The 12,262-nt window shown below is 62.6% G+C and carries 9 protein-coding genes; 6 read left to right on the plus strand and 3 right to left on the minus strand.

Going from position 1 to position 12,262, the window contains the following annotated elements; translation table 11 throughout:
* The first annotated feature begins 26 nt into the window (after window positions 1-26).
* Window positions 27-1,301 carry a carboxylesterase family protein gene (locus C3E79_RS08255; protein ID WP_108404482.1) on the plus strand — a complete coding sequence of 425 codons (1,275 nt, stop codon included), beginning with the start codon at window positions 27-29 and terminating at the stop codon, window positions 1,299-1,301.
* 11 nt (window positions 1,302-1,312) lie between these two features.
* On the opposite strand, the gene C3E79_RS08260 is transcribed toward C3E79_RS08255, so the two are convergent.
* Complete coding sequence (locus C3E79_RS08260) at window positions 1,313-1,855, minus strand: hypothetical protein (RefSeq protein WP_108404483.1); 543 nt, start codon at window positions 1,853-1,855, stop codon at window positions 1,313-1,315.
* A 76-nt stretch (window positions 1,856-1,931) separates the two neighbouring features.
* Between C3E79_RS08260 and C3E79_RS08265 the strand changes: the two genes are divergently transcribed.
* Window positions 1,932-3,797: an ABC transporter ATP-binding protein gene (locus C3E79_RS08265; protein WP_108404484.1), complete on the plus strand. Its 1,866-nt coding sequence runs from the start codon at window positions 1,932-1,934 to the stop codon at window positions 3,795-3,797.
* 269 nt (window positions 3,798-4,066) lie between these two features.
* On the opposite strand, the gene C3E79_RS11410 is transcribed toward C3E79_RS08265, so the two are convergent.
* Complete coding sequence (locus tag C3E79_RS11410; protein WP_146183434.1) at window positions 4,067-4,657, minus strand: hypothetical protein; 591 nt, start codon at window positions 4,655-4,657, stop codon at window positions 4,067-4,069.
* Window positions 4,658-4,677: 20 nt separating this feature from the next.
* On the minus strand, window positions 4,678-6,345 hold the full coding sequence (locus C3E79_RS08270; protein ID WP_244280431.1) for an LGFP repeat-containing protein: 1,668 nt from the start codon (window positions 6,343-6,345) through the stop codon (window positions 4,678-4,680).
* 223 nt (window positions 6,346-6,568) lie between these two features.
* Between C3E79_RS08270 and C3E79_RS08275 the strand changes: the two genes are divergently transcribed.
* The 4 genes from C3E79_RS08275 (at window position 6,569) to C3E79_RS08290 (ending at window position 12,124) form a co-directional block, all read left to right on the plus strand.
* Window positions 6,569-7,177, plus strand: a complete 609-nt coding sequence (locus tag C3E79_RS08275) for a trypsin-like serine protease (protein WP_158268515.1) — start codon at window positions 6,569-6,571, stop codon at window positions 7,175-7,177.
* Between the two features lie 1,016 nt (window positions 7,178-8,193).
* A complete protein-coding gene (locus tag C3E79_RS08280) occupies window positions 8,194-9,318 on the plus strand; it encodes a MalY/PatB family protein (RefSeq protein WP_108404486.1) in 1,125 nt (374 codons plus the stop codon).
* 11 nt (window positions 9,319-9,329) lie between these two features.
* Window positions 9,330-11,027 carry a maltose alpha-D-glucosyltransferase gene (gene treS / locus C3E79_RS08285; RefSeq protein WP_108404487.1) on the plus strand — a complete coding sequence of 566 codons (1,698 nt, stop codon included), beginning with the start codon at window positions 9,330-9,332 and terminating at the stop codon, window positions 11,025-11,027.
* A gap of 2 nt (window positions 11,028-11,029) precedes the next feature.
* Window positions 11,030-12,124 (plus strand): phosphotransferase, encoded by a 1,095-nt coding sequence (locus C3E79_RS08290; RefSeq protein ID WP_108404488.1) that lies wholly within the window; start codon window positions 11,030-11,032, stop codon window positions 12,122-12,124.
* Window positions 12,125-12,262: the final 138 nt, after the last annotated feature.

Consider the following 12,262-nt stretch of genomic DNA (forward strand, 5'->3'; position numbering starts at 1 on the left):
GCCCACCCGCACTATGCTCGGGCGGCATGGCTACCGCAGAAGTCACCTGCCCGGCGGGTACCGTCGTCGGCACTGTTGAAGGAACCACCGACGGTGACGTGCGCCGCTTCCACTCGATCCCGTACTCCACCATCCCCTCGCCCTTTGCCGACGCCACCCCCGCGTCTCGGGGCATGCTTATCGACGCCTCCACGCCCCGCCCCGGCGCCTGCGCCCTAACTGTGACCACCCCCGGCGACGCCCGAGACGGCGATGACATGCCGGTGCTCGTGTGGATCCACGGCGGGCGCTTCGAGGAAGGCAGCCACACCGATGACGCCGGCGCCTACGCCTTTGCGGCCCAAGGGATCATCCATGTGAGCATCGACTACCGCATGAAGCTGCCCGGCCTCGTGCAGTTCAGCGACGACGGCGCCTCGCACTTTCGCGCCTCCCACGACTGCCAGCTGGCGCTCGAGTGGGTGCAGCACAACATCGAGGCCTTCGGCGGGGATCCCACCAACGTCACCCTCGTCGGCCAATCCGCCGGGGCGAACCTCGTGGTGTGGCTGGCCCGGCGCGACCACTACCGCGGTGGGTTCCGCAGGGCGGTGGCCCTCTCCCCCGCGTTTCCTCGGCGCACGGTGGCGGAGAGGAAGGCCTCGCTGCGGGCGTCGCTAAGCATGCCGCTGACCCGCTCCGCGCTCGACGCCGCTCCGGCGGAGCGGCTCGAGCGCGGCTACCGGCGCTTCCGCGCCTGGCACTTCTCCGACCTCGCCCTGGGCCCGGGCCCGCTCGAGCCCGCGGAGCTCGCCGCCGTCGACCTCGTTGTCACCTCCACGCGCGACGAGTTCTACCCACTGGGCGCGCGCGTTGATGCCGCAGGCACCTCGGCCGCCGCCATCCGCGCCTCCGGCTGGACGATGGGGCTTGACCCCCGCGCCGCCGGGGATTACATCGCTGCGTGCCGAGGCATCGACCCGGACCACCTCATGGGGCGCTTTTTATCCGATAGCCTCATCCGCCGCTTCGTCGACCGCATCTGCGAAGGCGCGCCGGGCCGGGTGTGGCAGGCGGAGTTCGTCAGCGGGGACAACACAGCCGCGACCCACTGCTGCGAGCTGCCGGCCCTCTTCGCCCAGGGGCGGTACGGCGCGGGCGAGGGGCTGAACGGGTGGCTCGCCAGGTTCTGCGCTACCGGAGATCCGGGATGGCCCGCCTACGACGAAGGCCGTGCTGCGCTGCGTGTGACCCTGCCCGGCGCAGGCTCCGAGGTCGTGGCCGACCCGCTCGGCTACCTGCGCGGCGCGTTTCGGTTCTAGAGGCTCGAGGGCTAGAGGCTGCCGCTGAACGTGACGTTTCCGATCGTGAACTCCGCGTTGCCGAGGTTGCCGGGGCGCACGTCGAAGGCGTACTTTGCGTTCACGGTGGCAAAGGGCGCCAGCGGCTCGTCGATGCCGATGATGTCCACCCCGGCCGCCTCGGCCGACTGCGGGCGGGCCTCCGTCTTGTTGGAGCCCGAGCCGTAGCGCAGCGTCGGCTGCTCGATCGCCTCGACGGGCACGGGCACGTCCGAGCGGTTGGTCACCGCCACGACGACGACGGTTCCGCCGTTCGGGGCCGAGGAGGTGCCCTGCCACTTATACGTCAGCTCCATCGCCGGGTCCTCGACCGGCTCGCCGGTGAGCTCGTCGGTGGTGACCTTCTCCCCCCTGTGCTCGACCTTGAACTCCTCCTTCGGGGCCGCAGTCGGCGTGGTCACCTCGAGCGGCGCCTCGGTGCCCACGGGGGTATCGTCCGCCTGCCCGCACGCGGTCAGCGGCAGCACCACAACGAGCGCCGCGGTGGCGGCAAGGCGAGAGGGCCTGGGCAGCATAGAAGACTCCTTGAGTTGTAAGGCGGTATCTCCCCTACTCTACAACCCGTGACCGCACGGGTAGAATGCCGATAACGTGCAACCACTCTTCCGAGTCCTCCGCAGCTCCTCGGCCCTGTGGCCCTTCTACGCCCTCGTCGTGGTCGCCTCCACAATCGCCGCCGGGCTCAGCCTCGTCTCCCCTTTCCTGCTCAAGCGGGCCACAGACACCATCGTCGAGTCCGTCGGCGTCGCCCCAGGGGTCCCGCGCACTCTGCTGTGGCTCGCGCTCGGGCTCTTCGCCGCTGAGGCGCTGGCGTGGGTGATGCGCAACGTCGGCGGCTACGTCGGCGACGTGCTCGTTGCCAGGATCCGGCAGATCTTATCCACCCGTTACTTCGCAAAACTGCTCTCGCTGCCGCAGTCCTACTTCGACAGCCAAATCACCGGCACGATCATCGCCAGGCTGGATCGCTCGATTGCGAACATCACCATGTTTGTCCAGTCCTTTGCCAACACGTTTTTGCCGATGCTGCTCCAAGTCGCAGCCATTTTGGCCATCACCGCCATCTACTATTGGCCGCTCACCGTCCTCCTCGCCGCACTCTTCCCGCTCTACGTGTGGCTCACCGCGCTGACCTCGAAGCGGTGGCAGGGCTTCGAGAACCGGAAAAACGCCGAGGTGGACCAGGCCAACGGGCGATTCGCCGAGGTCGTCGGCCAGGTGAAGGTGACGAAGTCCTACCTGGCGGAGACCCGTGAGCTCAACTCCTTTGCCGCCCATTACGGCAAGACGGTGGAGCTAACGCGGCCGCAATCACGTTGGTGGCACTCGATGGACGCCGTGCGTGGAGCGGCGATGAACCTCATCTTCCTCGGCATCTACGCCATCTTGTTCGAGCGCACCCTCACCGGGCACTTCACCATCGGGGATATGGTCATGCTCGTGCAGATGGTCACCATGGCGCGCCAACCGGTGACCATGATGAGCTGGTTCGTCGACAACGCTCAGCGCGCCGTGGCCGGCTCGCGCGACTACTTCAAGGTGATGGACGAAGCTGTCGAGCCCACCGCCAACCGCGAGATCGTCGCGGCGACGTCTACCTCGCACGTGCCCCACGTCAGCGAGCTCACCCACGCCCCTCTCGCCCCCACCGAGCCTGTCATCGCCTTCGACAACGTCTGCTTCGAATACACCCCCGGCGAGCGCGTTCTCGATGGCATCACCTTCAGCGCCCGCCAGGGCGAGAAGATCGCGCTGGTCGGCGAGTCCGGCGGCGGCAAGTCCACGCTGGTCAACCTCCTGCTCGGGCTCTACCCCGCCACCGGTGGGGCGATGACGCTGTGCGGGCGCGACATCGATGGGCTCGACGTGGAGACCCTGCGGGCCTCGACGGGCGTGGTGTTCCAGGAGCCGGCGCTGTTTTCCGGCACCATCCGCGACAACATCGCCTACGGCAAGCCCGGTGCCACTCCAGAAGAGATCATCGAGGTGGCCAAGCGCGCGAACGCCCACGACTTCATTACCGCCTTCCCCGGCGGCTACGACACCGTCATCGGCGAGCGCGGCCTGCGGCTCTCCGGCGGGCAGAAGCAGCGCGTCGCAGTGGCCCGCGCCATGCTGAAGGACGCCCCAGTGCTTATCCTCGACGAGGCGACCTCGGCGCTCGACACCAAGAGCGAGCGCGCCGTGCAAGCCGGGCTCGACGAGCTGATGAAGGACCGCACCACTATCATGATCGCCCACCGGCTTTCCACGATCGCGGACGTAGACACGATCATCACGCTTGACGACGGCCGCATCGACGAAATCGGTTCGCCCGCGCAGCTGGCCACCTCCGGCGGGATTTACTCGGAGCTGCTGGCGCTGACGGCATCCTCGAGCGCGGCGGACCGCGCCAGGCTCAAGGAGTTTGGCTTCCGCGTCGACGGCGCGGCGGAGGAGGAAGAAGGCGACACTTAAGCCCGCTTCGCCCAGCCTGCGCCACGCCACAAGACAAGATGCCACACTAGCGACCCAAGCAGCTAACGATAATTCCACATCGCGGTGGACAAGGGATTGGTCGAGTGAGCTGCGCTGCAGGGCGGCCTCCAAGTTCAAGCAGTAGACGAGACTGGCTCAGAACAGCCGGACTGGATTCTCGACATCATCAAAGAACAAACTCATGAGGTCCTTATCGCCAGTCACGGGTGCGTCACGAAGACGGGCACAACCCTTTTTCGCTCGACGGGCTAATCTATTCGGCAATTAGGTGGTCGACTACTCGCTGAACCATGTTTGAACTCCTCTAGCGACACTTCGTTCAGGGTTTCCGGCTCATGAGTGCCTGGAATGTAGTTCTGGACAAGTAGAGATCCGCGTGGATAACTTTTCAGACTGTCTAGCGTCAGGCCGTTCAGTGGTGGTACGAAGCGATGCTCGTCGGCGTTTCCCCTGTAGGTAATGGGGTGAATCCAGAACCTTTGCTGCGAATCTTCCACGATCGAGTTGAGTACCGGCGGTTCGTGGTCTGAATAATGGGGAAGCTTTACGACGATGTAGCCGCTTTGCGGACTGTCGAGGGATATTCGCTCGCTCAAGGGCGGCTCTCCAACCACGCCGGTAAGTATATGGATCTCCACGGATTCAACGGCGATGTCGCAGGCGATCATATGTATGGAGACGTCACCAGACTCCGCAATTGAAATCGCAATGTTGCCAGAGGGCTGTGCCTCAGCCATCTGATCCCAGCCAGCGAAAATTCCGCATCCTGACAGCCATAAAGTCGCCAAAATAGTAACGAATGTCGCCTTAATTCTGCGAAATCCTTGAAGTATATTCATGCCTTCGTACCCTTCACACACTAGTTCTTCACTCTCTGGTACGTATGCATGACCGTGTACGCGGAGTCGACGAATCCCCTACAGCGAGTAACCGATGCCCCATACGAAGCTCGGCAAACATATTGCCAATCTCGTCTCAAGGCGGGGTCGCATAGGTTAGATCTCGTGGTGAAGTCTTTGGGGTTCCGCTCATAACAAAGGTCATGATAACTGCATGGTCCACGAAGATCGGCCGCAACCATTGAGTTTCTATCGAACCAAAACTGAGGCGACGGGGAAGTGCAATAGTCGTGCAGCGCAGGATTGCTACCGCTCGGGTTATATTCGTAGTTGGGATAAATAGGGACGGGTGATTTGATCTGAAAAACAGAAATATTTCCATTGCCATCCGTGGTGGCAACTTTTCCATTCTCCGGCGGGTAGGCTTGATGTCCCGCCTGAATCATAGGTGAATCCAGCCGTATCTCCTCAAGAATGTTGACGCCATACATGCCTCGAATAAATACTATTAGCGTGTTGTCGACAAGTTTTCCATTGCTGAATGTTGAACCGTGATCTCCGGTGACGTAGTCTTGGATCCGCAGGGTTCCCCCAGTAAAGTCTTGCACGATGTAGGAATCTTTATCGAAATGCTCATCGGACGTCGGATAGCCAAATTTGCTTCTCTCGTATCCCTGGTTTCCCCAGATTGATAGAGTTGCCCCCTGAATAACATGTGCTCCAGTTCGTGGTGTCCAGTAGATCATTCCGCCTTCGAAGACGTTGTAGCGCCCGATCCCGTCTGGGGTGGTCAACTCATCACTGATGGGAAAGCCAAGATCACTGTTGTGTCCGCCCATGGATTGCCACTTGTCGTAGATAGCTCCCTGGATGCTGGCCTGCGTAGCAGGTAGCGCATTATGCGTGTAGACGTGTCCGCCTTCAAAGTGTTGGACGTACCACTGGTTGCCCAGTGAGATGTCGCTGGTGGTGGGGTAGCCAAGGAACCCGTTTTCCCACCCGTGCCGCTGCCACACCGTGGACACGGGGACGCTCACGCTGTGCGCACCCGTGCGGGGATGCCAGTAGATAAACCCGTTAACAAACTCGGAGCGCCTTCCCACCCCGTCCGGGTTGACCAGCTCATTGGACTTCGGAAGGAGCAAGAAACTGGTTGGTCCACCGATGGAGTCGTAGAGATTTTTAATTGCGCCGCAGACCTCAAACGGTGCCGGCCAATACACGCTACATCCTGGTCGGGCATTCAGCGTCGGTGTGTCCGGGTTGGTGAGTTTAGCTTCCTTAATCTCTGCTTGATCTGCATCAGCCTTGCTGACCCCTGCCGGGACCTCTTCTTTGTCCGAGCGCATCTGCCCCGGAATGATCTCGCTTTGTGGATCGTTAGTGGGGTGCCACTGATCCAGGCCCTGGGGATTGAGTTCTTCCTGCGTGACCTGGTTAACCTCGTAGCCTTCAGCCCCGGGAGGAGTCGGGATCCCCCAGGGAGCGAAAGGACCCTCCAACGGTACTGCTATAGGTTCTCCGGTCGTATCCGGTATAGGTTGTGCCTCATTCGTCTCCGGTGGGGAGATGCCGTCATGTAAGGATGAGCCTGATGAGGCGGTCTGGGCTGTGGCGGCAGTGGGATGCGCGGCCATGAAGACAAGGATGGACAAAGCTGCTAGATACTTCTTTACCTGCGGTTTCATTGACTTCTTCCGAATCCCTGGTGTTGTTATGTGCTCTGGCTGCCCTTAGGCTACAAGCTGTCTGTCAATACCGCAGTGCATTCTGCAAAAATGTTAGTTACCTGAAAATAGTGTCTTTTTGGCGAGGAAGAGGGTCGGGGACATGAGGGTCTGGAAGAAATGTGGCGGGTCTCTGCTGACTGTCGCGACTATTGCGAGCGTTGTAACTGGGTTGCCTCACGCTGTGGCGGATGATCAGCCGTCGCTGCAGGCGACGAGTACTACTCCCGTTAAGGACAATCAAATTGCTGCCTTGTGGCAGGTGACAACCCCTGCCAGCGCAAGTGCTGCGCCTCAGGTTCGCAGAGAGTGCACCGTGAGTTATGTGGGGGACGGCTTCTGGCTTACGGCACACCACTGCGTCTCCCACAACCCCTCCATGGACGGCTACCTCGAACAGTTCGACGGGCAACGAGCAGGAATCGCCGGGATTTACACATTGTCGGATACAGATGACGTTGCTCTGATTGAGGTGGGGCCGGGAATTGATGCGGATACTTTTGACGTAGCACAGGATCCGCTCGACATAGGACAGCAGGCAACACTGACGGGGTACGGAGAGACCCACGACTATGCATCGTCTGCCACCACGACAATTGTCGCTCATCGTGACGAGATAGATTTCGGGTCCGCAGTCTATACCGATCTGTTCGAAGCGCAGTCTGCAACCGCATCGCGATCGTGTAGTGGTGACTCGGGAGCACCTGTTTATATCGGGTCAACCATCTATGCCATCCATACGGGAGGAGGCTACAACCCTTCCTGCCTAGACGGAAAAGACGAGCTGATGTAGCACACCAATATCGCATCCAGGGCAAGCTGGATCAGCAACACTATAGAAAAGAACGCCGGGCTCACCGAAGCAGAGAAACGTAAGGCTGCCACCGGACTCAATGCTGCCCCACTGGGCGAACCCGTGTTAAGTGACGTCCCTCAGGGGACGAGCAGTCACCCTCACACCCCGTTAAGTAACAGCCGCTCCAGTTCGTAGAAACTTCAGCACAACGTTAACACCGTAGATAGCAGGCTGGCCCGCCAGGAGAAGCGGTGATTGCAGATGGTACGTGTGGCGGTGACAGTGGTTTCGCGAACTGCCACGTTCCACCGCTCGCCTACGGCAGCTGTCCGGGACGGAAGCGGATCTCGCATTTACCGCCTGCGAGGGGCGAAATTGTGATCTATATGCAGTTTTCCCCGGGGCATCGATCAAAAGGAGAGGTTCTTCGAATTCGAACGACCACGTCTCGGGACCCCATCCGACGTGCTCACCGTGAGCCACAGCGTATCAATCTTCATCTGTCATCGCTGTGGAGTAGGTCCCGCCACCTTCCACGTTGTCCTGGTGGGAATTGATCCTGCCAAATCCCTCCAGACCAATCCCTCCAGTCCCCTCCACGTGCGGTCTCATTGCCGACTATCGTAACTCCTCAGCTGAGGGATTCGCCGATTGTGATACCTGATAATGATCTTCCCTGCTGTAACTCGGAAGTAGCGCCGGAATTGGCACAACCTCGTGGTGGCATGCGGTAACCGAGTGGTGTCCATCGGACAGTTTGTAGAACCCTTTGGTCGTATTACTTGATTCGATTTCGCGTGCGCTCTTTGGACACCCCCATACAGGGCCTCGATTCAGTCCATGATCTATTCCGGCCCGGCAATGAACTTTGGGGAGCCTCACGTGTGCTTCCCTCCACCATTACCCCCCACCGCACAAGCACGTAAGGCCGATAGCAACGACCGCCAATCACCCGACGCGGGCCGCGAATAGATAACGCCGCCCGCGGCGCGCTCCGACTACCGTGGGAAAGCATGGAGTTTCCCGATCTTGAGACGCTAAAGGCCCGCGGCACCCGCAAGTGGACGCAGTACGACGACGTGCTGCCCCTGTGGGTCGCCGAGAGCGACTTCCCCACCGCCCCGGCGGTCAAGGACGCCATCAAACGGGCCGTGGAGAACGAGACCTTCGGCTACACCCCCGCCCCGCAGGCCCAGCAGCTGCCGAAGCTGCTCGCCGATTTCTACGCCACCCGCTACGGCTGGCGCCCGGACGAGGACAAGATCTTCCCGGTGCCCGACGTGGTGCGCGGGCTGCTGCTGGCGATCATGTACTTCACCGAGGGCGACGTCATCGTCCCCGTACCCGCCTACCACCCGTTCCTCGAAATCGCGGAGACGGCGGGGCGCTCCATGGTCGAGGTCGGCAGCACCGGCGGGCTCGACCTGATGGAGGTCGAGGCGGCATTCCGCAACGGCGCCGGATCCATCATCCTGACCAACCCGTTCAACCCCGGCGGCTGGATGTTCGACGCGGAAGAGCTCGACCAGATCTGCGCGATCGCCCGCCGCTATAAAGGGCGCGTGCTTGTCGACGAAATCCACGCCCCCTTAGTCTTCGACGGCGCCCACGTCTGTGCCGCCGCCAATAACCCGGACGTGTGCATCACCGTCACCGCCACCTCGAAGGCGTGGAACGTCGCGGGCCTGAAGTGCGCGCAGATGATCTTCTCCAACGACGCCGATGCTAAGGCCTTTGGGGGTCTGACCGGCGTGGCCAAAGACGGCACGGGAACCCTGGGCATCATCGCCGCCGAGGCCTGCTACCGCGACGGAGTGGATTTCTTAAACGAGGAGGTCGAGCTGCTTCGCCGCAACAGGGACTGGCTCGTCGATACGCTGCCGAAGAAGATCCCCGGTATTAGCTTCCAGGTTCCGGCGGCGACGTATTTGATGTTCCTCGACTTCTCGGGCACTGCTCTTTCCACCGAGCACCCGGCGGCCTACCTGCGCACCCACGCCAAGGTCGCGCTCAACGAGGGCGCCTCCTTCGGCCCCGGCGGCGAGCACAAGGCAAGGCTGAACTTCGCCACCAGCCCGGAGATCTTGGAGGAGGCAGTCGAGCGCATCGCCAAGGCGATCGCCGAGATCTCCCGCTAGTCTTGTGTGGCATGGAGAGCATCCCGCAGGCCACCGACTTCACCCCGCCGACCCCTGTCGAGGAGCCGTGGGAGCGGCCCGACCCGGAGTGGTACAAAGACGCCGTGTTCTACGAGGTCCTCGTGCGCGCCTTCTACGACCCAGACAACACCGGCTCGGGCACGCTCAAAGGCGTGGAGCAAAAGCTTGACTACCTCGAGTGGCTCGGTGTGGATTGCCTCTGGCTGCCACCATTCTACGACTCCCCGCTGCGCGACGGCGGATACGACATCCGCGACTTCCGCAAGGTCCTGCCGGAATTTGGTACGGTCGAGGACTTCATTTCGCTTGTCGATAGCGCCCACAAGCGCGGCATCCGCATCATCACGGATTTCCCGATCAACCACACCTCGGATACGCATCGGTGGTTCCAGGAATCCCGCACGGACCCGGGCGGGCCCTACGGCGACTACTACGTGTGGTCTGACGACCCGACCCGCTACGGCGAGTCCCGCATCATCTTCATCGACACCGAGGAGTCGAACTGGTCCTTCGACCCGGTGCGCAAGCAGTACTACTGGCACCGCTTCTTCTCCCACCAGCCGGACCTCAACTACGACAACCCCGCCGTCCAGGAGGAGATCCTCGAGATCATCCGGTTTTGGCTAGACCTGGGCATGGACGGAATCCGCCTTGACGCCATCCCCTACCTCTTCGAGCGCGAGGGCACCAACAGCGAAAACCTGCCGGAGACGCACAACTTCATCAAACGCGTGCGCACGCTTTTCGACGACGAATACCCCGGCCGGTTCCTCCTCGCGGAGGCCAACCAGCTGCCCAACGAGGTCGTTGCCTACTTCGGCGAGGGCGAGGGTGACGAATGCCAGATGGCCTTCCACTTCCCCGTCATGCCGCGCATCTTCATGGGGATCCGGCAGGAATCGGCGCAGCCGATCATCGACATCCTGCGCGAGACCCCGGCCATCCCGGAGTCGGCGCAGTGGGGGATCTTCCTGCGCAACCACGACGAGCTCACCTTGGAGATGGTCACCGAGGAGGAGCGCGATTACATGTACAAAAACTATGCCACCGACCCGCGGATGAAGGCGAATGTGGGAATTAGGCGCAGATTAGCACCCCTGCTCGGAGGCCACCGCGACCGCCTCGAGCTCGCCCACGCCCTGCTGTTGTCGCTGCCCGGGTCGCCGTTTTTGTATTACGGCGACGAGATTGGGATGGGCGATAACATCTGGTTGCAAGACCGCGACGGTGTGCGCACCCCGATGCAATGGTCCAACGACCGCAACGGCGGCTTTTCCAAGGCCGAGCCCGAGCGGCTCTACCTCCCGCCGGTGCGCAACGACCAGTATGGTTTCCACATCGTCAACGTCGAGTCCCAGATGAACCGGGACAATTCGCTTCTGCACTGGGTGCGCCAGCTCGTGCACATTCGCAAGCAGTACCGGGCGTTCGGCCGCGGCTCCTACATCGAGGTCGAGCACTCCAACCCGCACGTTCTCGCTTTTATCCGGGAGTACGACGGCGAGCGCATCCTGTGCGTCAACAACCTCGCCTCCCGCCCCCAGCCGGTGGAGATGAACCTGAGCCACTACAACGGGGCGCAGCCGCGTGAGCTCTCCGGCGGAGTGGAGTTCCCCGCGATCGGCGAGCTGCCGTGGTTTGTCACCCTCGCCCCGCACGGCTTCATGTGGTTCGACATTTCGGAATAGCCATGATCGATCTCAGTAAAGAACGCTTCTACGGCGCTAAATCCGAGCCCATCGACTCCGTCGAGGTCGCCTCCTCCCGTCCGATGGGCGACTTCGAGTGGCAGCTTCTCGACGTCTCCCACGGCGGCACAGTCGAGCGCTACCAAGTCTTAGTCTCCGACGAGCGCGACGCCCTTGCCACGGAGGCCGGGGCCTCGGCTTACCTTTCTGCAGTCTCACACCTCGGCGAGGTCCACGGCGAGGTCGGCGGCGTATCGGCCCGCCCGATGGGCGCGGAGCAGTCCAACACCTCGCTCATCGTCGATGACGCGTGGGTGTTAAAGGCGTTTCGCCGCGTAGAGCGCGGCATCAACCCCGACGTCGAGTTGCTCAGCCGCATCGCTGACTGCCCCCACGTAGCCGGCGTGCGCGGCTACGTCACCTTAGACGGCGCGACGCTGGCGATGCAGCAGCAGCTCATCGTCGGCGGGGAGGACGGCTTCGACCTGGCCACGGGCGGCAACCTCGGCGATGCGATCGAGCTCGGCGCCGCGATCCGCGTGGTCCACGACGCGCTCGCTCAAGCCTTTGGCACGTGGGAGGCCAGCGGCTCAGACCTGCGCGCCGGGCTCGAGTCCCACCTCGACGAGCTCGTCGCGGCCGCGCCCCAGCTGCGCTCCTTCGAGGGGCGGATCCGCGAGCTCTACAGCGCGATCCCTGCCGGGCCGCACGCCATCCAGCGCATCCACGGCGACCTCCACTTGGGCCAGACGCTCAAGACGGTGTCGGCCAAGGAGCCGCGGTTCTACCTCATCGACTTCGAGGGCGAGCCCGCCCGGCCCCTGGAGCAGCGCCGCGCCCCCGACCACCCGCTGCGCGACGTCGCCGGGATGATCCGCTCCCTCGGCTACGCCCGGGCCGTGGGCAGGCTTGGCGACGACTGGGAGCGCTCCAGCGTGGACGCACTCGTGCGCGGGTACGGCTCGGCCCTGCCCGCCGACGACCCCGTGCTTGCCGCCTACGTCGTGGACAAGGCCGCCTACGAGGTGGTCTACGAGGCAAACAACCGCCCGGACTGGGTCGACATCCCCCTCGCGGCGATCGAGGGGCTCGTGTAGGTCCGTCCCGCGTAGCCGGGGGCTCGTGGGCCCGGGTGCCAAAAATCGAAGGCGCCGGCCGCCCACAAGGGAAAAGTGCCACATCCCCATCTCAGCACCACGCATCTGGCACCCACGCGGTGTCGGGCACTCCGGTTT

This window comes from Corynebacterium liangguodongii, assembly GCF_003070865.1.
Classification (GTDB): domain Bacteria; phylum Actinomycetota; class Actinomycetes; order Mycobacteriales; family Mycobacteriaceae; genus Corynebacterium; species Corynebacterium liangguodongii.